Here is a 23,889-nt window from a genome sequence, read left to right as displayed (position 1 = left end):
CCGACACCGCTAACTGATTGGAGGAAGCGGCGCGAACGCTGCGCCGCATCCGCAATGTAATGGAAAGTGTGAAAGCGTGCAGCGCGAGGCGGCGGCACGGCGGCCGTTTCGCTGCAACGCAAAATCGCCCGGCTCAGGGTTCAGCGCATGCAAAACTGCTCGCCAGATTGACGTTGCCTTTGCCGATGTAGCGCGGAAACCCCGGATAGCGGCACAACGGCCGCGAGCGGCCGTTCGTCTCCGCCGCGATGTCGGTGGCAATCAGCGTTTCGGGCGCCGCACCGCGCGTCACCCAGTTATCGAGCGCGCCGAGCAGATCCACCGAGGGAATGAACACGCCGTTGCCGTGTTGAAAACCCGGCACCATGTAAAGCCGCATGAAGCCGTTGACCTGGTCCGCGCCGAAACGCGCGACGAGCGCTTCGTAATAGGCGATGGTCTGATTCGGGCTGATCACTTCATCGGCCAGGCCCTGCACGGTGATGAGTTTGCCGCCGTGCGAGATGTAGCGCGACAGGTCGGGATTCATCGAGCCGATCGTGCGCGACAGCGCGACAAGTTGCGCGCGATACCTGCCGGGCCGCTGCGGATCGAACGCGAGCGAATCGAAGTCCGCGTCGCGCGCAACGAAGTAGCGCAGATAGCCGTCGCCCTGCGCGAACAGGTAGCCGTTCGCGCGGAAAGTGGGCGCCGGCAGGCGCCGCGGCTCATGCGCAAGCCCGAGCGTCCCGGTCAGATGCGTGCCCTGAAAGACGTTGTAGCCGCGGTAGCCTTTCACGCCCCACGCCAGTCGATAAGGCAAGGACAGACCGTCGCGCATCACGAACAGCGTCGCGAGTTGCGCATCGGTCAGGCATTCGCCGCGCGGCGATGTGTATGACGACGTGTATGACGCCGCGTGGCTCGATGCAGGGCTCGATGCATGGCTCGGCGCATACGTGGATTCCGGTGCCGCGCAACGCAGCGAATCGATGATCTCCGCCTCGTGCGCACGGCACGCGGCAACGTCGCTGACGATACCGTCGGCCACGCCATCGAGCTTGTCGCATACGGCGAGCGTGCGTTGATAGACGCGTTCGAGCAGCGCCGGCGGCACGAAGCCCCCCGGCTTGCCGTACTCCGCCTGGCCGAGCTTTACGCCGATCAGCCGCACGCCGGAAAAATTGAGGGCGGGCGAATTGGCGATCACACCGTCGTAATCGTCGGGAAAGCGCTGCATCACGGTGTAGCCCTCACGGCCGCCCGTCGAGCCGCCGGCAAAATACATGCGCTGCGGCAGGCTGCCATAAGCGCGCTCAATCAATGCAAGCGCAACGTCATGCGTTTTCTTCAGGTGCGCGTAGCCGAAGTTCGTCACCGCTTCGTCGACGAGGCCGAACACCGCAAGCGAGGAATCGCCGACATGGCCCGAGTCGTCGCCGAACGTCGCATAGCCTTGCGCGAGCGGCGCGCGATCCGGCGAGAACGGCATCACGCCCGTGCCGCTCACCACGACGCCGTTGTACCCGCCGCCGCCGATCTGCAACGCGCGGCCGTTCCAGCGGCGCGGCAGATTCAGATCGAAGCGGATATCGGGCGTCGTCGCATTGAGCGCCTTGATGCGGCCCGTGATGCGGCAGTACTCGCCGCCTTGCTGATTGCCGGGCGCGGTCGCGCCGATCATCGCCGCGCTCTCTATCTGCGCGCCGGCCGTTGGCAACGCGATCAGCTCGGGCGAAAGCACCGCGCCCGCGAATTCCGCGCAGTGCATCGCGAGCGGCGCTTCTTTCGCCTGGGCGGACGTGCGATGCATCGCAAGCCCCGGCAGCGCGCCGAGGCTCGCAGCCGTCGCGACTCCGGCGAGCCTGTGCGCGATACGCGCCGCACGCGCGCGGCGGGCACGCCGAGTCATCCGTAACCCGCGCCGTTGGCGTACACGCCACGCTGCCGGCCTTTCCAGCTGCTCCAGACGCGCGCGATCATCAGCAGCGCGCCGATCGCGGCGAGATCGCCGCCGAGTCCGACCAGCACGCCGCGAAAACCATTGAACGTATGCGGCGTCGCCGTATCGACGACCAGCGACACGAGCGTGCCCGTGACGAAGCACACGAGCCCGGTGCGCCCCACCGTCACGACGGCGGGTAGCCGCTGCGCGAGCCAGGCGATGCTGCCCGTGCGCACGAACTGCGCGGCCAGCCACGCGATAACGGCAAAGTTGATCACACGTTCCACCGAAAGATTCTGTTTATGTGTGCCGGGCAGCGGTTGCGTCAACACGAAAAGTTTGACGATGGCGAACGCCAGCACCGCGACTATCGCGACATGCGTCAGCCAGCGCGCGGTGCCGCTCGCATGAAAGCGTTCGCTGATGGGTTGCACGCGGCACACGATGCCGAGCACGAACATCAGCTGCCATGCAAACGGATTAAAAGCCCAGCCGGCGACATCGTCAATGCTGAATAACGCGGCGAGCGGCCGCGCGCATGCCCAGACCGCGGCGCTCACGGCGAGCGCGAGCCATGTCGAGCGGCGCGCGAGCGGCACGGCAACCGGCACGAATAGCGCGAAGATCACGTACATCGGCAACACGCTCGACAGATACGGCTGGCGGCGCAACAGCAGGATATCGAACGCCTCGCGCCACGGCTGCAGCGCGAACGGCAGCCAGCCAGTCAGCTCGACCATCGGGCGGTTCAGATTCAGCAGTTCGAGAGCCGCGCCGGACACGAGCGTCAACACGGCCGTCAACAGATACGCGCGATAAATTTCCCAGCAGCGTTTGAGGAAACGCATTTTCGCCGCGTTCTCGCCGCGACGTGCGAGCACCGCCGTATACGCCGCCGCCGATGCATAGCCGCCGAGAAACACGAACACTTCGGCGGAGTCGCACAATGCGTATGCGTGCAGCATCAGATGCGACAGCATGCTGCCTGGAATGTGATCGAGCACGATGACGATCAATACGACACCGCGGAAGAAATCGACTTCTATAGAACGTCCACGACGGATTTCCATTCAGCTTCTCGAAGAATGCGCGCGAGCGGCGCGCGATGACAGAAACGGCCAACGATAAGCGGCCATATGCTCTGCGAACTCGAAAAGAATAATTCGTTCCCACCCGCTTCGCGCATGACATCGATATGCGCTGACAACCTGCTTTAACGCGTGCTCTCACAGAGTCAATCTGAAATGCCAGTGTCGGCGAGCGGTAATACTTGGCGCATGCCTGTTTGATGCGCAGAAAGTTTTGCGGCCTTTCTTACTTGAAATACGAGCGTGTCCGGTAATGAATGGAAAACCGGTACGAAAAAAAACGCTAAATACGCAGTGCGATTTTTTTCGCTTTTTTTCATCGTAGGATGTTTTCATGCTTTTTCGCCGCTTTCCGCCTTTCACGGCATCGTCGTCGCCGGCATGCTCCGGTCTCTCCGCTCCCGCCACACGCCGCCGTGCCGCGTGCGCCACCTGTGTGTTCGAACTCCGGAACCCAGGTTTATGAAAAACAGAATTGCCGGATTCGATGGTTTGCGCGCGCTCGCCGTGTTGATGGTGTTTTTGCAGCACCGGCTGTTTGGCGACTTCGGCGAGATGGGTCATCTCGGCGTGTGGATCTTCTTCGCGCTGAGCGGCTTTCTGATCGTCGGTATTCTGTCGTCGCAGCGCGCGCGCATCGAAGCGGGCGGCAGCTGCTTCAGCACCGAACTCCGGCGCTTCCTGTTTCGCCGCACCTTACGCATCTTTCCGATCTATTACCTGATGCTCGTCGTGATGTGCGTGCTGATGGCATTCGGCTTCGCGAATCCCGAACTCGCGGGCGGCATGCCGTTTCATTTCGCCTATCTGTCGAACTTCTGGATTGGCTCGGTACTGCGTTACTGGCCCGGACGCTACTCGCATTTGTGGAGTCTCGCGATCGAGGAACAGTTTTATCTCGTGGTTGCGCCGTTGTTGCTGCTGCTCGCCGTGCGGCGGCATCGCGCGGCATGCTGGGCGATCGTCGCGCTCGGGCTCGCCGCATTACTGGCCATGCGCGCCGCGCATTGGGACGAGATCACGATTTACACGCACCCGTTGAGCAATGTCTGGCTGCTCGCGCTCGGCGGTGTGGGCGGTCTGATGATCGCGAACGATCATGGCCGCATGCAGGCGTGGCTCGGTCATGGCTTGACGCTGTTCGCGCTGAGTGTTGGCGTGACCGGTTTGTGCGCGGCCGAGCCGATGTGGAGCGCGCTCGACAACCCGCTGCTGTTCACTGCGATCAGCACCGTATACGGCATCGGCATCGCGGCGCTCGTGTGTTCGATTGCGTGCTGCCGTCATGCGGTGGTTATCAGCGTGTTGCAAACCAGTTGGCTCGCCGCGCTTGGACGCATCAGCTATGGTTTCTATCTGTATCACAACCTGATCCCCGATCTCACGCGCAATCACCACGCCGAAGCGTTCTTCGGCGGCACGGTGCCGATGTGGGCGCACGCGCTCGGCATCGTCGCGTCGTTTGCGATTTCGCTGGGCATTGCGGTGCTGTCGTGGCGCTTTATCGAGGAGCCGATTCTGCGCTTGAAGGTGCGCGGAGATGCGGCTGAAGTGGTGAAGGCGAAGGCCGCGAATGCAGCGGAAGCGGCGGCGCATTCCGCGGCTTCGAGCATGCCTGCTTCACTGGCGTCGCATGAGAAGCGCTCGTTGAAAAAGGATAACGCGGCTTCCGATGTCGTTTGAGCGGCCAGCTCGCATGTTGCTGGAGACGGAGGCGACGACTCCCTCACGTCGTACCTGCCCAGGTGCCGGGGCCCGATCTCAGGCCCCGGTTCCTTTGGTTCAGGCGCTCGTCAGGCGTTTGACGAAACTTCAGTGGTGGATGGCTCGGTCTTCGTCGCCGATTCGTCAGCGATTGCCCAGCGCCTCACGAGACCTGCGATGATGAGCACGGCGACCGCACCCGTCAGCGGCGCCACGGCCATGATCGGGAGAATCTGGCTGAGCCCCAGTCCCGCACTCAGAATTGCCGCGCCGGCAAACGCGCTGCCAATGGCGCCGAACCGCCCGAACGCATGCATCCAGCTCAGGCCGGTGGATCGGGCGACGGTCGGATAGAAGCGCGCCGTCAACGCGTTCATGCCGGTATTGGTCCCCGGAATGAACCATCCCCAGGCGAAGGCCAGTACCTGCAAGGCCCAAAACGTCGACTCCACGCTATGGACTGCCCAGAGCGAAACTGCCGCCATGCAAAAGCTCACCGCGACCGTCAGGTATCGGTTGAAGCGGTCCATCAGCCAGCCGATGGCGATCGAGCCCAGTGTGCCGCCCCAATTCAGAAACCCCACCATCACTGCCCCTTGGGCACTCGTATAGCCCGCCTCTTTCGCCATGGTGGGCAGCCAGCTGTAAAGCAGATAAAGCACGAACAAGCCGACGAAATAGCAAAGCCAGATGAGTACCGTGCCGGCTACATAGCGCCTCGAAAGGATTGTTCCGATAGCGCCGCCTTTGACCTTGGGTTGTGCCGGCAGGAAGAACTGCGCGTCGGCGGGCAGGCGCGTGCGGCCGATAGCGGAAAGAATCTTGCCGATCAGGTCAGGACGCTTGTTCTGGACCGTCAGGAAGGCCACTGATTCGGGAAGCCAGAGCATCATGACGGGCACGCAAAGAACCGCGAGCGCACCGCCGACCGTGAGCATGGTGCGCCATCCGTAGCTGGGAATGATCCAGGCCGCGATGAAACCGCACAGTGCGGCGCCCACCGTGAACCCGCTGTACACGACGGTCACGAGGAAGGAGCGCCGACGCTCCGGAACGTACTCGGACCACAGGGTCACCACGTTCGGCATGACCGCGCCGAGACCGAGCCCCGTGATGAACCGGATCGGCAGCATTATCTCGAGAGATGGCGCGTGCGCAGTGGCAAGCGTCCCCAGGCCGATAACCAAAACGCTTGCCACGAGGACGCGCTTGCGTCCAAACCGGTCCGCCACCGGACCGCCGACAAAAGCACCCACAGCAAGACCGAACAATGCGGCGCTTAGTACCGGAGCCAGTGCCTGCTTGGTGACGCCCCATTCCTTGATTAACTCCGGCACGACAAAGCCGATAATGACGGTGTCCCAGCCGTCCAGCGAGATCATGACGAACGTTAAAAATCCGACCAGCCATTGAAATGGACTTACTGCGCGTTCATCGATAAATTCTCGAACATTGATTGGTCTCGCTGCTCCCGGCATTGTTTCCTCCTGTTATGGGTAAATTTATAAATGCATATGCAACCGGCTGTTTGCCCGGAACGGATCTGAAAATCCATGCCGTAGCCATGCAGCGGTTCGGTGAATCGAGCAGCGACGGCGCCGCGTTTTCATGCGGCCAACCGTATTCGTCATATCGTCGAACGCGTTTCGCGAACCGCTGTCCGCAAGTGGTCGAATTATTGATAACCGTAATGTGCGTGGCGCGCAGTGTTCAGCCGCCAAAAATCGGCGTCCAACAAAAAATTCCTTTTCATCGCGACAAATAAAATTTATCGCGCGCTTCATCCGACGTCGCATAAGCGTCGAATACCGCACCCAGCCTTTCGGGTTCGCGCGACCACAACTGCGCTCGCCCTCCTCTCGGCTCATGTCCAACCACGGTATCATTCGCCCTCACTAGCCGGCCGCTTCGCACTCCGCGCAACACGCGCGGCCGATCCGGCCAAACGATAAAAACAGACCTCGCGCGGCATCCGTCCTCCGGTCCGCGCGCCTGGTTCGCGGATTGCCACCATGCCTGATTTCACTTTCGCCAACGGCGTGCTGGGCGCAAGCCTGCAAGCACTCGATCTCTATGCGCTCATCGGCATCGTTGCCGCGTTGCTGATCGGCGGCATGGTCAAAGGCGTGGTCAGCATCGGCGTGCCGCTCGTCGCGATGCCGATTCTGAGTCACTTCCTGCCGATCAAGGCAGCCGTCCTGCTGCTGTCGATGCCGATCATCCTCGGCAATATTCCGCAGGCGCTCGAAGGCGGCGAGCTGCTGCCGACGATGAAGCGCATCGCCGCGCCGCTCATCGGCACGGTTATCGGCAATCTCGTCGGGGTGATGGTGCTGATCTCGCTGGCGCCGCATCGCGCGCTGGCGGCGGCAGGCGTGCTGCTGATGGTCGCTGCCGTGTTGATGCTCGCCGCGCCCCGGCTGACGTTGTCGCCGGCATGCGCGAAGCCCGCGGGACTCGCGCTCGGATTCGGCGCCGCGCTGATGGAGAGCATCGCGTCGGTGCCCGGCCCCTTGCTCGCGATGTATCTGATCGCAACGGGCGCGACCGGCAAGGTGTTCACGAAGCAGATCGCGATCATCCTCGTCGTGTCGATCATCACGCTCGTCGCTGCGTTCAGCGGCGGCGCGCAGGCAAGCTGGACCGATCTGGCGATTTCAGTGTGCGCGAGCGTACCTGTGATCGCGGGCATCCTGCTCGCGCGGCCGCTGCGCGACCGCTTGCCGCCCGCGGTGTTCCGTGCGGTGGTTCTGCTGTTCGTGCTGGCCGCCGCCGCGCAGATGATCTGGAAATCGGGCGTTTTGCAGACGCTGTCCGGCGCGCATCCGCTCTGATAGAACTCGCGCGTCTGAGGTCCGAACGCACAACCACGGCACGCGCGTTGCGGCTCCAGGGTTCGTCTTCAGAGAAACCCGCTCAGGCCGGTGGTGATCCGTTCCCCTACTGTGCGGCGCAGGCCACGCTCACGCCGCGCGCGGACGGCCCCTGCGCTTCGGCTCGACCGGCTGCACCGCGGCCGCCGCCGGCGCGGCGCGCGGACCACGCTTGAAATACGGTGAACTCAGCGCAGCCCCGCTCATGTCCGACGCGGCTTCGAGCAGCGCGGGCGCCAATTCCTTCAGACGCGTGTCCGGCAGACGGCTCGTCGGCCCCGCGAGGCTCACGGTGCCGACCACGAGCCCCGTCACCGGATGACGGATCGCCGCCGCCATCGACGTCATGCCCGCCTCGTAAGTCTCGCTCGCGACGCCGTAGCCGCGCTTGCGCGCGCCGTTCAGGTCCTGCAGGAACTGCTGGATCGTCTTCGGCGCCTTCGGCCCGCGCTGTCCCGCCTTGCCGATGCCGCCCTGGCGCGACACGAGTTCGAGCGCTTCCTCGTCGCTCATCGTCGCGAGCCATGCCTGGCCGCTCGCGGTGCAATGCAGCGGCGGGCGGCTGCCCATGTCCGGGTCGTAGCGCAGGCCGGAGCGCGCGCCCTGCGCCTTGCCGACGAACGTAATGTGATCGTCCTCGATCACGCCGAGCCGCGCGAGTTCGCCCGACGCGGCCGCCAGCCGGTCGAGCACCGGCTGTGAAATATCGAGCACGCCCGCGGTCGACAACCACATCAGCCCGAGCGACACGAGCTTCAGCGCGAGCACGTATTCGCCGTGCTCATCCTGCCGCACGTAGCCTTCGTCGCTCAGCTCGGCGAGCAGCCGGTGCGTGCCGCTGCGCGGAATGTTCAGCGTATCGGCGATCGCCGCCAGCTGCATGCTGCCGCCCTGCTTCGCCAGCAATTCGATGATAGCCAGCGCCCGCTCGAGATTCCCCGCCATGATCCAGCCTCATTCGATTTGAATCCCACATGAGAACATGATTCAACATCGGAATACAAGCACGCGACGGACGCCCGGGCGTCTGTCGCGTGCTGGGGGCCGCCTCGGTGTCCTTCTTCGGCGCCCTTCTTCAGTGCCCTCAGTGCCCCACTCCCGCGCTCACGCGCAAGAGCGGTCCGCGATGCCGCGCCCCCTTGAGCAGCACCGCCGCCGCTCCAACCGCCGCGGGCAATGCCAGCGACGTGAACACCTCGCTAAAGCCCCAGTTCGCGTGCAGCATCCCGGCGCCGAGCATCGCCCCCGCAATCCCGCCGAAGCGGCCGATGCCGAGCATCCAGCTCGTGCCGGTTGCGCGCATGCGCGTCGGATACGAACCCGCGGCCAGCGCGCAAAAACCGGTGTTGGAGCCGTTCATGCAATAGCCCATGAAGAACGCGAGCACGGCGATCATCGCGATGCCGTGGCCGGGCAGACCCATCGCCCATGCGAGCACGCCGCCCGCGAACACGGTCGCGCCGAGCGCGCGATGCGGGTTGAAGCGGTCCATGAGCCAACCGATCGCGAGCGAGCCGATCGTGCCGCCCGCCTGGAACAGCGCGCCGACGAGCGCCGCTTCGGCGAGCGTGAAGCCCGCGCCGCGAATCAGCGTCGGCAGCCAGCTGCCGAGCAGATACACCGTGAGCAGGCCGGCGAAATAGCAGACCCATAGCATCACCGTGCCGAACGCGTAATCGCGCGACAGGATCAGGCGCACCGGGCTGCGCTCGCGCCGCGTCTCGTGCGCGGTGGAATGCACGGCGAAGCGCGTCGTCCGATCGGCGATACCGCGCTCGATGCGGTTCATCACCGTGACGAGCCGCGCGCGCCGCGTGTCCTTCAACGCGAGAAAGCGAGCCGATTCCGGCAGAAAGCGGATCATCAGCGGCACGTAGAGGATCGGCAGCACGCCGCCCAGAATCAGCACCGAGCGCCAGCCGTGCGACGCGATCAGCCATGCGCTGACGAAACCGCCGCCCGCCGCGCCGAGCGTGAAGCCGCAGAACACGGTCGTCACCATCAGCGCGCGGCAGCGCTGCGGCGCGTACTCGGCCATCAGCGTGGCGGCATTCGGCATCGACGCGCCGAGCCCGAGGCCGGTCAGAAAACGCAGCACCGTCAATTCGCCGATGCCCGTCGCGAACGCCGAGCCGAGGCTCCACACGCCGAAGAACAACACCGCGCAGGTCATCACCGTCTTGCGGCCGAGCCGGTCCGCGAGCGGCCCCGCGCACAGCGCACCGAACGCGAGACCGAGCAGGCCGCCGCTCATCACGGGTCCGAGCGCATCGCGCGGAATCGCCCATGCGCTCGACAACGCCGGCGCGATAAAGCCGACCATCACGGTGTCGAGCCCATCGAGCGTGACGATGAACATGCACATCAGCAACACGAGAATCTGAAAGCGCCCGACAGGCCGCTCGTCGAACCACTGCTGCACGTCGATTGCGCGAGCGGCGGACGTGTCCGGCCGCGGCGCCTTGATTGAAGGTTCCATGCTGTCTCCAGATCTTCTTGTCGTTATCGATTGGGAAAGCCGGTCCTTCGCGCATCCTTGCCGTGCGCTTTCTGAATGGACCGGCCGTGGGTGATAAAGCTGTGAAGCAGAACTGTGAAGCGAAGCGGCGAAGCGCGCTTATATCATCACGTGATGTAACCCTACGTCGCCGCGTAAGTACGCTCGAGCAGACCGAGCGCCGCCTCGCGCAGCCTGCGTGCGCGCTCGAGCGCGGATGCGGTTTGCGCCCACTTCTGCATCGGCACTTCGAGGCTGATCGGTAGATGGTCGGGCAGCGCGCGCAGAATGCCGGCGAGATCGAGACCGCCCTCGCCCGGAATCATGCGCTCGCACCGCGCCTGATAGAGCAGCGTGTCGAGATCGGCCGGACGCTCGGCTGGCGCGTCGCAGAACTGCACGTAGCCGAAGTACTCGCGCGGCAACGCCCGCAATGTTTCCACCGACGTGCCCGCGCGATCGAAGTGAAGCGGATCGACAATCAGCCCGGTGTTGCGCCGTGCCGCCGCCTTCACGATGCGCGCGCCTTGCGTCACGTCCTTCACATCGGTCCACGGCATCGGTTCGAGCGAAGGCGCGAGGCCGCGCGGCTCAGCCAGCTCGCACAGTTGCGCGAGCCGCTCGGCAGTGCGCGTCTCGTCGGGATCGTTACCCGCGACTAGCACGTAGCGCGCGCCTAATTCGGCGGCGGCATCGAGCATCGGCTGCCATGCGTTCACATCGGTGTCGGGCTTGAGCCGCAGAATTTCGACGTCGAGCACCTTGATGCCGGTGTCGCGCAAGCGCGCGAGCGTTTCGCGCTTCAACGCCGTCGGGCCGATGATGTCGTGCCGCACTTCGTGATCGGTGGCGGGCACGAGGCGCAGCCCGACGTAGTCGTAGCCAGCCTGCGCTGCGCACTCGACCATCTGCGGCGGGCTCAGTTCGAGCACGGTCAACGCCGATAGCGAGAGCGCCCGCGAGTTGTGTTGAGTCATGTCCTCTCCCGAACTGCTGGATTTACGATGCTTTGCGATGCGGATCGCGAGTCTCGTGAGCGCCGGGTCTCGATGGATTCGCGCTCAGCGCAGCGGCGAAAACGGCGCCGGCACGCAGATCGTCGACTCCATCGTCGTCAGATGAGCCGGGCCGCCCTTCGGCGGCCAGATGCCGTCCTTGACCGCTTCGGCGCGAATCCGCGAACGTTCGTCGACGCTCGCATACGGCCAGATGTTCAGAAAACGCGGCACGGCGCCGTCGAGCGCATACATCGCGCCGACGAGCGGCGAGCGCCGCGTGCGCTCGGGCACGGCCTTCTCCCATGCGTCGATCGTGTGCTGCAAGCTCGCGAGCTTCGTGCCGTAGACACGCATCTCGTAGATGCCGCCGTGAACGGCCGGCTCGATCGGCGGCAAGAACGGAAACAGTGCATAGCTGTCGATCTTCACGTCGGTGATGAATTCGCCGCAACCGAATGGATTGCCTTCGAGCAGCATACGCTTGCGCTCGGCGATCAAAGCCGCTTCGGAATCGAAGCCGCGCAGCACGAGCACCTGCCCGAGCGCGCCGATATCGGAGTACCAGCAGCCGAGCAGCTTCGAGCCGGGTGCTGCGCCGCGGGCCTGGATGCTTTCGAAAACCTGCGCGTTCGCGCCGATTTTCACGGTGAGCGTGACGACGTCGTAGAGAGTCATGAGATGCGTCCTTGTGATGGGATGGTGGAATTCGGAGTGGGTTTGGTTTGTGCGGTTTGTAGTACGGCTTGTGCCGTTGGTGCCGTTGGTGCCGTTGGTGCCGTTGGTACGGCGTGTGCGCCTTGCGTGGTTTGTGCGCTCGGCGTGACTTGCGCGCCTGGCGTTGCCTGAACCGCATGCGCCCCTCGTTGCGCGCTCACACTTCGTCGCGTGCTCTCCGCCCGCGTGATGCCCGCGAGCGCCAGACCCGCGAGATAACCGAAGGTCATCGCGGGCCCGAGCGTGATGCCGCCGCTCGGATAGCAGCCGCCCATCATGCTCGCGCTGTCGTTGCCGACCGCGTAAAGCCCCGGCACCGGCCGACCCGCGTGGTCGAGCACGCGCGCGGCCGCATCGGTGGCGAGACCCGCGAACGTGCCGAGACTGCCGGGCAGCAGCTTGACCGCATAGAACGGACCGCGTTCGAGCGGTGCGATGCAGGGGTTCGGCGCATGCCGCGCATCGCCCTGCACGCGGTTGTACGGCGTCGAGCCTTTATGGAATTGCGGATCGAAGCCGTCCTTCGCATAGCTGTTGTAGGCAGTCACGGTCGCTTCGAGCCCGCGAGGATCGATGCCGCATTGCTCGGCCAGCGCGGCAAGACTGTCCGCACGTTGCAGATAGCCCGAACGCCGATACGGGCCAGTCGGAAATGGAAACGGCTTCGAAAAACCGAGGCCGTAACGGCGCTGAAAGCGATGGTCGCAGATCAGCCACGCACAGACTTCCTCGCCCGCGGGCGTCGTGCCGATCAGCGCGTTGATGAAGTCGTGATACGACGAAGCCTCGTTGACGAAACGCTGCCCCCCACGCGTGACCGCTATCACACCGGGCTTCGCGCGCTCGATCAGATGCGGAAACGCAACTGGCGGCTCGCCGTTCCCGCGTGGCACGAGCGACACCGGCGCCCACGCCGCGGGCGTTTCGAGCGATGCATCGAAATGCGCGCCGGCGGCCTCGCCGAGCCGGATGCCGTCGCCGGTATTCGTGAGCGGCGCGGCGGACCAATGCTCGCGACCCGAGCGCGTATAAGCGAAGGTTTGCGCGCGGCGCGCGACGTCGTGCGGATAGCCGCCGCATGCCAGCACCACGCCGCGCGTGGCATGCACCTCGTGCGCGACGCCATCGATCTCGACGCGCGCGCCTGTCACGCGGCCCGTTTCAGCATCGCCCTCTCGTAGCAAGGCAACCGCTTTCGCATTGCTGCGCAGGTCGACCGCGCGATCATGCGCGGACTTCAGCAGACGCGCGACCAGCGCATTGCCGTTCACGAGCCGCATCGAGCGGCCGTGGCGCAGCTTGTGCCCCGCGAATGCGGCGAGGCGGCGCAGCACGTACATAGCCGAACGCGGCGAGCGCGTCGCGTTGAAAAAATGCGCGAGGTCCTGGCCCGAGGCGATCGCCATGCCCTTCAACGTAACGACGTCGAGCGGCGGACGCAAGCGCCCGATCAGCGGGCCCAGTTCGCGGCCGTCGAACGGCATCGCGCACACCGAACGGCCGCCGCTCATCGCGCCGGGCGTCGTATGAAAATCGGGAATGCGATTGCCGTCGATAAAACGCACGGCCGTATGGCGCTCGAAAAACTCGATCATCGCCGGGCCATGATCGAGCAGCGCGTCGACCTTGGCCGCGTCGTAGTGCGTGCCGAGTTCATTGCGCAGGTAGGTGCGCGATGCTTCGGATTCCTCGACGATACCCGCGCGCCTCGCCAGCGGATTGCCCGGAATCCACATCCAGCCGCCCGACCACGCGCTCGTGCCGCCGAACACGTCGGCTTTTTCCGCCACCATCACGCGCAGCCCATGCGTGGCCGCGGTGACCGCGGCCGAGAGTCCGGCCGCGCCGGAGCCGAGCACCAGCACATCGCATTCGAGGATCGGTTCGTGCTTCATTGCCATTCGCTTCATCGGTTGGAAAGAAACCAGCTTCAACTCATTTGTTGAATACTATTCCATTTTATTAATTTATTCCATCAGGCTCACCCCTGGTTCGTCAGACGATCTTTTCGTTGACCGGCTGCGCGGCAGCGCGCGCGACGGGCGCCACAGGCGAAGCCGAAGCCTGCGCACCGGCGGCCTCGCTCTGCGCGGCCTTCGCGCGCGCCGCCGCGTCGCGCCCCGCGAGATAGGCAAACGCGAGCCCCGGCCCGAGCGTAATGCCGGGAGCGGGATAAACGCCGCCCATTACCGATTGCATGTCGTTGCCGCACGCGTAGAGGCCGCCGATCGGCTGATCGCCGCGATCGAGCACACGGGCCTCGTGATCGCTGACGAGGCCGGTCGCCGCGCCGATGTCGCCGGGATAGAGCCGCACCGCGTAGAACGGCGCGCGTGCGATCGGGCCGAGGCACGGGTTCGGGCCTGGCCAGTTCGCGTCGCCGTTGGCGCGTTGATAGTCGGTCGTGCCGCGCTGGAAATCCAGGTCGACACCGGTCTTCGCGTAGTCGTTGATACGCGCGACGCTATCGGCGAGACCCGCCGGATCGATGCCGAGCTTCGCCGCCAGTTCTTCGAGCGTCGCGCCGCGCGTCAGATAGCCGTCCGCGAGAAACGGCTCCAGCCCCTTGCCGCCGGGCCGCACCATGCCGAGCCCATATTTGCGCAAGCCCTCCGCATCCGTGACGAGAAACGCGGGCACCGACGGTGTCTTGCGATGCGCGTCCTGCATCGCGATGCCGAACAGGTGATACGACGTGTTTTCGTTCAGGAAGCGCCGGCCTTCGCGATTGACGACGATCGTGCCGGGCTTGCCGCGGTCCATGATGAAATGCGGAAACACCGCGCTCGTGCCGTCGCTGCGTCGGCGCACCGACACCGGCGCCCAGAACGCGTTGCTGAGCGCACCTTCGCCATACCGCGCGCCGGCCGCGAGCGCGAGATCCTGTGCGCCGCCCGTATGTCCCGGCGCGCCGGGACACCATGCAGGGTCGGCACCTGGCAGCATCGCGCGACGCCGGTGCGGATGCCGGTTGAAGCCGCCGCTCGCGAGAATCACGCCACCTGTCACCGCGATCTGACGCCGCTGCCCGCCCTGGCTCAGCGTGATCCCGTCGACGCCGCCGCTTGCGTTGGTGCTCAACGCTTCGAGCTTCGTGCTCACGAGCACCGTCACGTCGCGCGCGAGCAGCGAAGCAAGCAGCCGGCCGATCAGCGCATTGCCCATCACGAGACGCGTGCCGCGCGGCCAGCTCATGCGGTCCCGCGCATGACGCGCAAGCAACTTCACCGCGTGACGCAGCGATCCGAACGACTTCGTCATGTTGAGCAGGTGCGCGACGTCGTCGCGATCGACCATCATGCCGCCGAGCACCGTGAACTCGGGAATCGGCGGACGGATCAACGCGAAGTGGCGGCCAAGCTTGCGGCCGTCGAACGCGAGCGGCTCGAGCGCGCGGCCGCGCAGCGTGGAGCCTTCGAGCTCCGAGAGATAGTCCGGATGAAACAGGCGCGCGCGATACTTGACGTCCGAATTCGCCTCGATGTGCGCGACGGCCTGCGGCCCCGCCTGCAAGAACGCGCGCCGCAACGCGTCGTTGCTGCGCTCGCCGACCGCGCGGCGCAGAAAGGCTTCGGCATTGGCGTTGCTGTCGTGCGGATTGACCGACGGGCCGTGCGGCGAATTCGGTATCCACGTGGTGCCGGCCGAATAGGCGGTCGTGCCGCCCACATACTCCGTGCTCTCGACGAGCAGCACGCGCGCGCCCTCGATCGCGGCGAACAGCGCCGCCGACATGCCTGCTCCGCCCGCGCCGATCACCGCGACGTCGAATGTTTCGTTCTGCTGCAAACCGCTGAGTGTCTCCACCATCTGCTGCTCCTTGTGTGCTCGCACGTTTCGCCGGCGATGAACGGGCCGCTGCGGCCCGATGGCTTCGCGCTTGCCCATTTCCGCCATTTCCGGCTTTCCGCCAGCTTTCCGCAAACCGTAGAATTTTCTTTGAAAATGGAATACTATTCTGAAAAAGCAAAAATGCAAAATTTTTTGAACACCCCCAGGCAGACGGCACACGATCGCCGCATCGTGCACGGTGCAGGCGGGCGCCCATTTCAGGAGATTCGAAGATGCAGCAAGCTCATACGGTTCCGTTTTCCGCGTCGCTCGATGCAGGTCTGAGCGGCGCGACGCGCGTCTATTTCATCGTCGGTGATCCAATTGCGCAGGTGCGCTCGCCGTCCGGCGTGACCGCCGCGTTGCGCGCGGCCGGCCGCGACGCGCTCGTGGTCCCCGCTCATGTGGCGCACGCGGACCTGCCCGCGTTCTTCGCGGGCATCACGCCGATGCGCAACGTCGACGGCGTCATCATCACGGTGCCGCACAAATTCAGCGCCGCGAACTACTGCGCAACGCTCTCCGCCGAGGCGGCGTTCCTCGGCGCGGCCAACACGCTGCGCCGCACCGCGGACGGCGCCTGGCACGGCGGCATGTTCGACGGTACGGGCTTTGTCGCCGCGCTCGTCGAGGCGGGCTGCGAGCTGCGCGGCAAGCGTGTGCTGCTGGTAGGCGCGGGCGGTGCGGGTTCCGCGATCGGACATGCGCTGATTCAGAGCGGCGTCGGCTCGCTCGACGTGCGCGATAACGATGCCGCGCGCACCGATTCGCTGACAGCGCGGCTCAATGCGCTCGCCCAAGGCAGCCTTGGCAGCCAGGGCGAAGCGCGCGGCGTCGATGCCGGCGTGCAGGCGCATACCTATGACGTGGTCGTGAACGCCTCACCGCTTGGCATGCGCGCGGACGATCCGCTGCCGGTCGACGTCACGCGTTTGCCGGCTACGACGTTCGTCGGCGACGTGGTGACGAAGCCGCCGCTCACGCCGCTGATCGAAGCGGCACGCGCGCGTGGCTGTACGACGGTGACGGGCACGCAGATGTTCAGCCGCGTGTGCGACAGGATGGTGGAGTTTTTGCTGGAGACGCCGGCCGCGCAACGATGCTGAGTATGGTTGTAAATGAGGCGGAAAATGAGGCAGGAAATGAGGCAGGAAATGGGGCGACAAATGCGGCGATAAACGCGGCGGCGGATGCGGATGCAGAGCCGCTGCAAGCGCCGCGAACGAATGACGCGGCGCGCGCTGCTACACTTTCGTGAACCCGCCATTCCCGCTCCAACCATGCTTCGATTCGACAACCTCAGCAAGCGCTACAGCGAACGCATCCTCTTCGAAGGACTGCATTACGACACGACGTCCGGATGCGTCGCGTTGAACGACGAGTCCGGCAGCGGTAAATCGACGTTGCTCGGCATCCTCGCCGGTGCGCTCGAAGCCGATACCGGCGATGTGTGGCTCGGCGGTCATTCGCTGCGCACCGCACGAGCCGCCGCGCAAGCAGTGCTCACCTATGTGCCCGAAGACTGCATGAGCTGGCCGGATCAGACCGGCCGCGAGTATTTGCAGCAGGTCGCGTCGGCGAGACGCACGGCGCTCACCGACGACGTGCTCGCGCTCGCCGAGCGCTTCGGCCTCGCGCCGCATCTGGACAAGCGTTTCGAGCAGATGTCGTACGGCAGTCGCAAGAAGGTGTTTCTAAGCGCGGCCGCGCTGGGCGAAACCCACGTGCTGATCGCCGATGAACCGGCCGGCGGACTCGATGCATCCGCACGCGCCGTACTTGCCGATCTGTTCAGAACGCTCGGCAAAACGCGCACGGTGTTTTTCACGAGCTACGACGAGGGATTCACGCAAGCCTGCGCGGCGGCGAGCATCAGCTTCGCGGACCTCGCGAGACCGGCCTGAACGTCACGTCAGCCACACTGCCCCGCTCCGGATTCTCGCGATACGCCTGCCGGCACGGCATTCGGTCCGGTGTAATCGCGCAAGCCCGCGCAACGAACCGTGAACCATGAGCCGTGAACCACAAACGGCAAATAATCCCGGCGCGCGCTTGACCTTACCACTGTAGGAAGGTCCACGATTGAGGCGTGATTTCTCAACGGAGCCAGAAAATGGAACTCGTCATTCCCGACATGACCTGCGGCGGCTGTGCGAAAGCCGTTGCACATGCACTCAACCGCGTCGACCCGGCCGCACAGATCGATATCGACGTGCCCGTCAAAATCGCGAGAATCACCTCGGCACTGCCCGAGCAACGGCTCATCGAGGCTATCGAGGCGGCGGGATTTCATCCTTCGCGCCGGGCCTGATTCAACGCTTTCATCGCAGTAGCAGCGGCACCGGGGACTCTCCTTTATCAACGGACATCCAATATGAAAAACCTTCGCGCTTTTCGCGCTCTCTGTTTGTTCGGCGGTTTCGCTTTCGCAGTCGCGGCAATGCCGGCCCATGCGCAACATCAGGGCATGCCCGGCATGGATATGCCGGGTTCGGCGCACGCCGATGCCAGCGACTCGACGCAGGCATTCAAGGCCGCCGACGATCGCATGATGCATGACATGAGCGCCCCCGAATACACGGGCGACGCCGACAGGGACTTCGTCGCCCACATGATCCCGCATCATCAAGGCGCAATTGAAATGGCGCAGACGGAATTGAAATACGGCAAGGATCCGGAGATCAAGCAACTCGCGCGCAACATCATCAAGGCACAGCACGACGAGATCGCGTTCATGAAGCGCTGGCAGGAAAAGCACGGCGGCAAATAAACCAGCGCGACGCGGCCGCAATCAGACGTGCGGGATCACCAACGCGGCCGCTTGCGCAAGAGCGGTGTCATCGCGATCAGGCCGACGATCGGACCAGGCAGCAGCAACCACGCCACGCGCACGTCGAGCGTGTGATAAACGCTCGTCGACCACAGGATCGAGCACGCTGACAGAAAAAACCCGAAGCTGTTCTGCAACGTCAGCGCGCCGCCGATCTTGTCGGCGGGACAGGCCCTGACCGACAGCGCCGAGAATTGCGGCGAATCGGCGATCACGCTGATACCCCACACGAGCAGCAGCGCAAGCTGCGCGGCGGTGCCGAGCGTGTTCGTCAGCGGATAGATTGCGCACAGCGTGCCCGATATCGTCAACGCGAGCGCCGCCGTGCGCGCGCTGCCGGCCGATTTGCTGTACCTGCCGCCAGCGAGGCAGCCGAGCGCGCCGATCGCGATGATCAAAAACGACCACATCGCAACGGTGCTCGCGGACACAGGCGCACCGCTCGCGAAAGCCCGCTGCACGAGCAGCGGCGTAAGCGTCCAGAACGCGTACAACTCCCACATGTGCCCGAAATAGCCGAGCGCGGCCGCGCGAAACTCCTTGATCCGCACCACCTCGCCGATTCCCGCCGACAAACCGAAGCGGCGGTTGCCCGAGCGTCGCGCATGCGGCCCCGCATGTGGCCCCGCATGTGGCCCTTCACCGAGCGAAAAAACCAGCAGCGCGCCGATCACCGCGAGCACCGACGACGTCAGCACCACCGTCTGCCACGGCACGCTCGACAGCAACGCGCGAATCGCATGCACCGACGCCGTGCCGAGCGTCAGCATCGCGACGAGCAACGCGAGCGTCTGCGCGGCGCGCTGCGGAGCCCACGTGACGAGCAGCTTCATCCCGAGCGGATAGATGCCCGCGAGCGCGACACCCACGCCGAAGCGGAACACGAGCGCGGAAGCGAGCCCGCTGCTGCACAGCGCAAACAGCGCATTCAGCGCGGCGCCGAGCACGCCGCACACGGCGAACACCTTGCTCGCCGACACGCGATCCGCGAGCCCGGTGGTCGCGGAGAGTAGCGTCCCGACGATAAAACCGGCTTGTACCGCATTCGTGAGCCAGCCGATTCCGGATGCGCTCAATTGCCAGGCCACCTGCAAATCGCGCATCGCGCCATTCGCGCTGAACCACAGCGAGGTGCCAAGCAGTTGAGCGATAGCGATGACGATGACTGCGCGATCTGCACGATCGGCGCGGTCATCCATGCTGCGGCACCCTCACCCACCCCTCCATCAACACGCGCGCGCTGCGGCTCATCATCGCCTTCGTCACGACCCACTCGCCATGCTCGAGGCTCGCCTGCGCGCCCACGCGCAGCGTTCCCGACGGATGCCCGAAGCGCACCGATTCGCGTGCGCCGCCGCCCGCAGCCCGATTCACGAGCGTGCCCGCGATCGCCGCGGCGGTGCCGATCGCGACGGCCGCCGTACCCATCATCGCGTGATGCAGCTTGCCCATCGACATGGCGCGCACGAGCAGATCGACCTCGCCCGCGCCCACCGGCTTGCCGCTCGACGCCACATAGCCGGCCGGCTTCGCGACGAACGCGACCTTCGGCGTGTGCTGGCGCGTCGCGATCTCGTCGAGATGCTTGATGAGCCCCATGCGCAATGCGCCGTGCGCACGGATGGTCTCGAACATCGCGAGCGCTTTTTCGTCGCTATTGATCGCGTCCTGCAACTCAGTGCCCTTGTAGCCGATCGCCTCGGCCTCGACGAAGATCGTCGGAATGCCCGCGTTGATCATCGTCGCCTTCAGCGTGCCGACGCCGGGCACGTCGAGATCGTCGACGAGGTTGCCGGTCGGGAACATCGCGCCGCCCGCGCCGTCTTCCTCGGCGGCCGGGTCCATGAATTCGAGCTGCACCTCTGCCGCCGGAAAAGTCACGCCGTCGAGTTCGAAGTCGCCGGTTTCCTGCACGGCGCCGCCCGTCACCGGCACGTGCGCGACGATCGTCTTGCCGATGTTGGCCTGCCAGATGCGCACGGTCGCGACGCCGTCGCGCGGCACGCGGCTCGCGTCGACGAGGCCCGCGCTAATCGCGAACGGTCCGACCGCCGCCGACAGATTGCCGCAATTGCCGCTCCAGTCGACGAACGCCTTGTCGATCGACACCTGCCCGAACAGATAGTCGACGTCGTGATCGGGGCGGCTGCTGCGCGAGATGATGACGGTCTTGCTCGTGCTCGACGTCGCCCCGCCCATGCCGTCGATCTGCTTGCCGTACGGATCGGGACTGCCGATCACGCGCATCAGCAGCGCGTCGCGCGCGGCGCCCGGTTGTTGCGCGGCCTCGGGCAAATCCTGAAGGCGGAAAAACACGCCCTTGCTGGTGCCGCCGCGCATATAGGTGGCCGGAATCTTGATCTGGGGTAGGTGGGCCATGAAAGTGTCCTGAGGTGAGGTCTTCTTCGACGATGGGCGATGCGGCGCGTGAGGCCGCATCGCCCTGTTCCGTCGTCACGTTCGCTGCGCAAGGAGCGCGGCAAGGAACGCGGTAAAAAAGCGCAGCATAAAGCGCGCGGCGGCGAATCATCAAGCCGCGGCTTTCGTCGACTCCAGAAAATCCTGCGCAAAACGCTGCAACACGCCGCCCGCCTCGTAAATCGATACTTCTTCGGCTGTATCGAGCCGGCACGTCACGGGCACTTCGACGCGTTCGCCGCTTCTGCGATGAATCACGAGCGTCAGGTCCGCGCGCGGCTTGCGCTCGCCGATCACGTCGAAGGTCTCGGTTCCGTCGATGCCGAGAGTGAGGCGGTTCACGCCGGGCTTGAATTCGAGCGGCAGCACGCCCATGCCGACGAGGTTCGTGCGGTGAATCCGCTCGAACCCTTCGGCGACGATCGCCTCGGTGCCCGCGAGGCGCACGCCCTTCGCGGCCCAGTCGCGCGACGAGCCCTGGCCGTAATCAGCACCTGCGATCACGATCAGCGGCTGCTTGCGCTCCATGTAGGCTTCGATCGCCTCCCACATGCGCGTGACCTTGCCTTCGGGCTCGATGCGCGCGAGCGAGCCCGCCTTCACCTTGCCGTCTTCGAGCACCATCTCGTTCTTCAGCGTCGGGTTCGCGAAGGTCGCGCGCTGCGCGGTCAGGTGATCGCCACGATGCGTCGCGTACGAATTGAAGTCCTCTTCGGGCAGCCCCATTTTCGTGAGGTATTCGCCCGCGGCGCTATCCGGCAGAATCGCATTCGACGGCGACAGGTGATCGGTCGTGATGTTGTCGCCGAGCACGGCCAGGGCACGCATATCCTTGAGCGTACGCTCACCGGCAAGCGCACCTTCCCAATACGGCGGGCGGCGAATGTAGGTGCTCGTCTCGCGCCAGTCATAAAGCGGATCGGCTTTCTCGCCGCTCTCGGCGGCGAGCGCGAACATCGGTTCGTACACCTTGCGGAATTGCTCGGGCTTCACGCTCGCGGCGACGATCGCGTCGATCTCCGCATCCGACGGCCAGATGTCTTTCAGCGTGACCGCACGGCCATCGGCATCGACGCCGAGCACGTCCTTTTCGATGTCGAAGCGGATCGTGCCCGCAATCGCATACGCGACGACGAGCGGCGGCGAGGCGAGAAACGCCTGCTTCGCGTACGGATGAATCCGGCCGTCGAAATTGCGGTTGCCCGACAGCACGGCAGTCGCATACAGATCGCGCTCGATCACTTCCTTCTGGATCGCCGGGTCCAGCGCGCCGGACATGCCGTTGCACGACGTGCAGGCATACGCGACCACGCCGAAGCCGAGCTTTTCGAGTTCCGGCAACAGCCCTGCTTCTTCGAGGTACAGCGTGACCGCCTTCGAGCCCGGCGCGAGCGAGGTCTTCGCCCACGGCTTGCGCGTGAGTCCGCGCCGGTTCGCGTTGCGCGCGAGCAGGCCCGCCGCGATCATGTTGCGCGGGTTGTTCGTGTTCGTGCAGCTCGTGATCGCGGCGATGATGACCGCGCCGTCCGGCATCAAACCCGGCTCGTTCTCGACCTTGCCGCTAATGCCGCGCACGGCGAGGTCCGACACCGGCAGGCGCCGATGCGGATTCGACGGCCCCGCGAGCGTGCGCACGACGCTCGAAAGGTCGAACGTCAGCACGCGTTCGTATTCGGCGTGTTCGAGCGTATCGGCCCACAAGCCGGTTTCCTTCGCATAGGTTTCGACGAGCCTCACGAGCGCATCGTCGCGGCCGGTGAGCTTCAGATACTTGATCGTCTGTTCGTCGATATAGAACATCGCGGCCGTCGCGCCGAACTCGGGCGCCATGTTGGCAATCGTTGCGCGATCGCCCAAGGTCAGATTCGCCGCGCCCTCGCCATAGAATTCGAGGTATGCGCCGACCACCTTTTCCTTGCGCAGGAATTCGGTCAACGACAGCACCACGTCGGTCGCCGTAATGCCCTCGCGCGGCTTGCCCGTCAACTCCACGCCGACGATATCGGGCAGCCGCATATACGACGCGCGGCCGAGCATCACGCTCTCCGCTTCGAGGCCGCCCACGCCGATCGCGATCACGCCGAGCGCGTCGACCATCGGCGTATGCGAGTCGGTGCCGACGAGCGTGTCGGGAAACGCGACGCCGTCCTTCACCTGCACGACCGGGCTCATGCGTTCGAGGTTGATCTGATGCAGGATGCCGTTGCCGGGCGGAATCACGTCGACGTTGCGAAACGCGTGCTTCGTCCAGTTGATGAAGTGGAAGCGGTCTTCGTTGCGGCGGTCTTCGATCGCGCGATTCTTCGCGAACGCATCCGGATCGAAACCGCCGCACTCGACGGCGAGCGAGTGATCGACCACGAGCTGGGTCGGCACCACCGGGTTCACGAGCGACGGATCGCCGCCTTGCGCCGCAATCGCATCGCGCAGACCGGCGAGATCGACGAGCGCGGTCTGGCCGAGAATGTCGTGACACACGACGCGCGCCGGAAACCACGGAAAATCGAGTTCGCGCTTGCGCTCGATGATCTGCCTGAGCGACGCGGTGAGCGTCGCGGGGTCGCAGCGGCGCACGAGATTCTCAGCGAGCACGCGCGACGTGTACGGCAGCTTGTCGTAAGCGCCGGGTTCGATCGCCTCGACCGCGGCACGCGTATCGAAGAAGTCCAGCTCGGTGCCGGGAAGGCGTTTGCGGTTTGCAGTATTCATGGCGTTGGGGACAGGACGGTTATCGGACGGCGGACGGCATGCCGGCGGCCGCCGGCGCTTCACTCGCGCGGTCGGTCGGACAGTGACGCTAGTTTAGCTCGCTGTTCTGATGCTGCTCTTTCGAGGTGGGGTTGGCGGCGAAGGTGGCAACCCGAGCCGCCCAACCCCACATCAAACGCGTTTCGCGAGCGGCACGAACGGCAGATCGTCCGGTCCGGTGTAATTCGCGCTCGGCCGGATGATCTTGTTGTCGATGCGCTGCTCGACGATGTGCGCGCTCCAGCCGGCCGTGCGCGCGATCAC

The 23,889-nt window shown here is 65.0% G+C and carries 20 protein-coding genes; 7 read left to right on the top strand and 13 right to left on the bottom strand.

The window, feature by feature from the left end:
- Positions 1 to 133: 133 nt before the first annotated feature.
- Together B9Z01_RS33550 and B9Z01_RS33545 are read right to left on the bottom strand one after the other, a co-directional pair.
- Positions 134 to 1,891 carry a tannase/feruloyl esterase family alpha/beta hydrolase gene (locus tag B9Z01_RS33550; RefSeq protein WP_085489816.1) on the bottom strand — a complete coding sequence of 586 codons (1,758 nt, stop codon included), beginning with the start codon at positions 1,889 to 1,891 and terminating at the stop codon, positions 134 to 136.
- A complete protein-coding gene (locus B9Z01_RS33545) occupies positions 1,888 to 2,994 on the bottom strand; it encodes an OpgC domain-containing protein (protein ID WP_085489815.1) in 1,107 nt (368 codons plus the stop codon). The genes B9Z01_RS33550 and B9Z01_RS33545 overlap by 4 nt, the downstream gene beginning before the upstream one ends.
- A gap of 480 nt (positions 2,995 to 3,474) precedes the next feature.
- Here B9Z01_RS33545 and B9Z01_RS33540 point away from each other — a divergent pair, with 480 nt between their 5' ends.
- A complete protein-coding gene (locus B9Z01_RS33540; RefSeq protein ID WP_085489814.1) occupies positions 3,475 to 4,695 on the top strand; it encodes an acyltransferase family protein in 1,221 nt (406 codons plus the stop codon).
- A gap of 110 nt (positions 4,696 to 4,805) precedes the next feature.
- Here the strand turns inward: B9Z01_RS33540 and B9Z01_RS33535 are convergent, their stop codons facing one another.
- Positions 4,806 to 6,194: an MFS transporter gene (locus tag B9Z01_RS33535; protein WP_085489813.1), complete on the bottom strand. Its 1,389-nt coding sequence runs from the start codon at positions 6,192 to 6,194 to the stop codon at positions 4,806 to 4,808.
- Positions 6,195 to 6,728: 534 nt separating this feature from the next.
- Here B9Z01_RS33535 and B9Z01_RS33530 point away from each other — a divergent pair.
- Positions 6,729 to 7,550, top strand: a complete 822-nt coding sequence (locus B9Z01_RS33530) for a sulfite exporter TauE/SafE family protein (protein ID WP_085489812.1) — start codon at positions 6,729 to 6,731, stop codon at positions 7,548 to 7,550.
- A 129-nt stretch (positions 7,551 to 7,679) separates the two neighbouring features.
- Here the strand turns inward: B9Z01_RS33530 and B9Z01_RS33525 are convergent, their stop codons facing one another.
- From B9Z01_RS33525 to B9Z01_RS33500, 6 genes are all read right to left on the bottom strand, one after another.
- A complete protein-coding gene (locus B9Z01_RS33525; RefSeq protein ID WP_085489811.1) occupies positions 7,680 to 8,534 on the bottom strand; it encodes an IclR family transcriptional regulator in 855 nt (284 codons plus the stop codon).
- Between the two features lie 139 nt (positions 8,535 to 8,673).
- Positions 8,674 to 10,068 (bottom strand): MFS transporter, encoded by a 1,395-nt coding sequence (locus B9Z01_RS33520; RefSeq protein WP_085489810.1) that lies wholly within the window; start codon positions 10,066 to 10,068, stop codon positions 8,674 to 8,676.
- A gap of 161 nt (positions 10,069 to 10,229) precedes the next feature.
- Complete coding sequence (locus B9Z01_RS33515; RefSeq protein ID WP_085489809.1) at positions 10,230 to 11,063, bottom strand: sugar phosphate isomerase/epimerase family protein; 834 nt, start codon at positions 11,061 to 11,063, stop codon at positions 10,230 to 10,232.
- Between the two features lie 84 nt (positions 11,064 to 11,147).
- Positions 11,148 to 11,759, bottom strand: a complete 612-nt coding sequence (locus tag B9Z01_RS33510; protein WP_085489808.1) for an NIPSNAP family protein — start codon at positions 11,757 to 11,759, stop codon at positions 11,148 to 11,150.
- Complete coding sequence (locus tag B9Z01_RS33505; RefSeq protein WP_244196242.1) at positions 11,756 to 13,693, bottom strand: FAD-dependent oxidoreductase; 1,938 nt, start codon at positions 13,691 to 13,693, stop codon at positions 11,756 to 11,758. The genes B9Z01_RS33510 and B9Z01_RS33505 overlap by 4 nt, the downstream gene beginning before the upstream one ends.
- A gap of 100 nt (positions 13,694 to 13,793) precedes the next feature.
- Entirely contained in the window at positions 13,794 to 15,608 is a 1,815-nt protein-coding gene (locus B9Z01_RS33500) for an FAD-dependent oxidoreductase (protein ID WP_085489855.1), read from the bottom strand.
- A gap of 36 nt (positions 15,609 to 15,644) precedes the next feature.
- On the opposite strand from B9Z01_RS33500, the gene B9Z01_RS35805 reads away from it, so the two are divergent.
- The 5 genes from B9Z01_RS35805 (at position 15,645) to copM (ending at position 18,399) form a co-directional block, all read left to right on the top strand.
- Positions 15,645 to 15,914, top strand: coding sequence for a hypothetical protein (locus B9Z01_RS35805; protein ID WP_167387615.1), 270 nt, complete (start codon positions 15,645 to 15,647; stop codon positions 15,912 to 15,914).
- A complete protein-coding gene (locus tag B9Z01_RS33495) occupies positions 15,863 to 16,735 on the top strand; it encodes a shikimate dehydrogenase family protein (protein ID WP_085489807.1) in 873 nt (290 codons plus the stop codon). The genes B9Z01_RS35805 and B9Z01_RS33495 overlap by 52 nt, the downstream gene beginning before the upstream one ends.
- 174 nt (positions 16,736 to 16,909) lie before the next feature.
- Complete coding sequence (locus tag B9Z01_RS33490; RefSeq protein WP_085489854.1) at positions 16,910 to 17,533, top strand: ABC transporter ATP-binding protein; 624 nt, start codon at positions 16,910 to 16,912, stop codon at positions 17,531 to 17,533.
- A 209-nt stretch (positions 17,534 to 17,742) separates the two neighbouring features.
- Positions 17,743 to 17,940, top strand: a complete 198-nt coding sequence (locus B9Z01_RS33485) for a heavy-metal-associated domain-containing protein (RefSeq protein ID WP_085489806.1) — start codon at positions 17,743 to 17,745, stop codon at positions 17,938 to 17,940.
- Between the two features lie 63 nt (positions 17,941 to 18,003).
- Entirely contained in the window at positions 18,004 to 18,399 is a 396-nt protein-coding gene (gene copM / locus B9Z01_RS33480) for a CopM family metallochaperone (RefSeq protein ID WP_085489805.1), read from the top strand.
- A 35-nt stretch (positions 18,400 to 18,434) separates the two neighbouring features.
- Here the strand turns inward: copM and B9Z01_RS33475 are convergent, their stop codons facing one another.
- The 4 genes from B9Z01_RS33475 to B9Z01_RS33460 all read right to left on the bottom strand — a co-directional run.
- Positions 18,435 to 19,658, bottom strand: coding sequence for an MFS transporter (locus B9Z01_RS33475; RefSeq protein ID WP_085489804.1), 1,224 nt, complete (start codon positions 19,656 to 19,658; stop codon positions 18,435 to 18,437).
- Positions 19,651 to 20,838: a 2-methylaconitate cis-trans isomerase PrpF gene (gene prpF / locus B9Z01_RS33470; RefSeq protein ID WP_085489803.1), complete on the bottom strand. Its 1,188-nt coding sequence runs from the start codon at positions 20,836 to 20,838 to the stop codon at positions 19,651 to 19,653. Before prpF ends, B9Z01_RS33475 begins: the two co-directional genes overlap by 8 nt.
- Before the next feature lie 150 nt (positions 20,839 to 20,988).
- The gene (acnD, locus tag B9Z01_RS33465) at positions 20,989 to 23,586 is read right to left on the bottom strand and encodes a Fe/S-dependent 2-methylisocitrate dehydratase AcnD (protein ID WP_085489802.1); all 2,598 of its coding nucleotides are present in this window, start codon (positions 23,584 to 23,586) and stop codon (positions 20,989 to 20,991) included.
- A gap of 171 nt (positions 23,587 to 23,757) precedes the next feature.
- Positions 23,758 to 23,889: citrate/2-methylcitrate synthase (locus B9Z01_RS33460; protein WP_275937542.1), on the bottom strand; the 132-nt coding region annotated here is incomplete at its 5' end.

The sequence above is a fragment of the Paraburkholderia susongensis genome (assembly GCF_900177725.1).
In the GTDB taxonomy this organism is placed as follows: Bacteria; Pseudomonadota; Gammaproteobacteria; order Burkholderiales; family Burkholderiaceae; genus Paraburkholderia; species Paraburkholderia susongensis.
This window is presented reverse-complemented; position numbering and strand designations above follow the sequence as displayed.

Excerpts from the sequence above, each read along its gene's own strand:
- B9Z01_RS33525 (WP_085489811.1), bottom strand. The coding sequence starts at position 8,534 with ATGGCGGGGAATCTCGAGCGGGCGCTGGCTATCATCGAATTGCTGGCG.
- B9Z01_RS33550 (WP_085489816.1), bottom strand. The coding sequence starts at position 1,891 with ATGACTCGGCGTGCCCGCCGCGCGCGTGCGGCGCGTATCGCGCACAGG.
- B9Z01_RS33515 (WP_085489809.1), bottom strand. The coding sequence starts at position 11,063 with ATGACTCAACACAACTCGCGGGCGCTCTCGCTATCGGCGTTGACCGTG.
- B9Z01_RS33520 (WP_085489810.1), bottom strand. The coding sequence starts at position 10,068 with ATGGAACCTTCAATCAAGGCGCCGCGGCCGGACACGTCCGCCGCTCGC.
- acnD (WP_085489802.1), bottom strand. The coding sequence starts at position 23,586 with ATGAATACTGCAAACCGCAAACGCCTTCCCGGCACCGAGCTGGACTTC.
- B9Z01_RS33500 (WP_085489855.1), bottom strand. The coding sequence starts at position 15,608 with ATGGTGGAGACACTCAGCGGTTTGCAGCAGAACGAAACATTCGACGTC.
- B9Z01_RS33510 (WP_085489808.1), bottom strand. The coding sequence starts at position 11,759 with ATGACTCTCTACGACGTCGTCACGCTCACCGTGAAAATCGGCGCGAAC.
- B9Z01_RS35805 (WP_167387615.1), top strand. The coding sequence starts at position 15,645 with ATGAACGGGCCGCTGCGGCCCGATGGCTTCGCGCTTGCCCATTTCCGC.
- B9Z01_RS33485 (WP_085489806.1), top strand. The coding sequence starts at position 17,743 with ATGGAACTCGTCATTCCCGACATGACCTGCGGCGGCTGTGCGAAAGCC.
- prpF (WP_085489803.1), bottom strand. The coding sequence starts at position 20,838 with ATGGCCCACCTACCCCAGATCAAGATTCCGGCCACCTATATGCGCGGC.
- B9Z01_RS33540 (WP_085489814.1), top strand. The coding sequence starts at position 3,475 with ATGAAAAACAGAATTGCCGGATTCGATGGTTTGCGCGCGCTCGCCGTG.
- B9Z01_RS33495 (WP_085489807.1), top strand. The coding sequence starts at position 15,863 with ATGCAGCAAGCTCATACGGTTCCGTTTTCCGCGTCGCTCGATGCAGGT.
- B9Z01_RS33545 (WP_085489815.1), bottom strand. The coding sequence starts at position 2,994 with ATGGAAATCCGTCGTGGACGTTCTATAGAAGTCGATTTCTTCCGCGGT.
- copM (WP_085489805.1), top strand. The coding sequence starts at position 18,004 with ATGAAAAACCTTCGCGCTTTTCGCGCTCTCTGTTTGTTCGGCGGTTTC.
- B9Z01_RS33490 (WP_085489854.1), top strand. The coding sequence starts at position 16,910 with ATGCTTCGATTCGACAACCTCAGCAAGCGCTACAGCGAACGCATCCTC.
- B9Z01_RS33530 (WP_085489812.1), top strand. The coding sequence starts at position 6,729 with ATGCCTGATTTCACTTTCGCCAACGGCGTGCTGGGCGCAAGCCTGCAA.
- B9Z01_RS33505 (WP_244196242.1), bottom strand. The coding sequence starts at position 13,693 with ATGAAGCACGAACCGATCCTCGAATGCGATGTGCTGGTGCTCGGCTCC.
- B9Z01_RS33535 (WP_085489813.1), bottom strand. The coding sequence starts at position 6,194 with ATGCCGGGAGCAGCGAGACCAATCAATGTTCGAGAATTTATCGATGAA.
- B9Z01_RS33475 (WP_085489804.1), bottom strand. The coding sequence starts at position 19,658 with ATGGATGACCGCGCCGATCGTGCAGATCGCGCAGTCATCGTCATCGCT.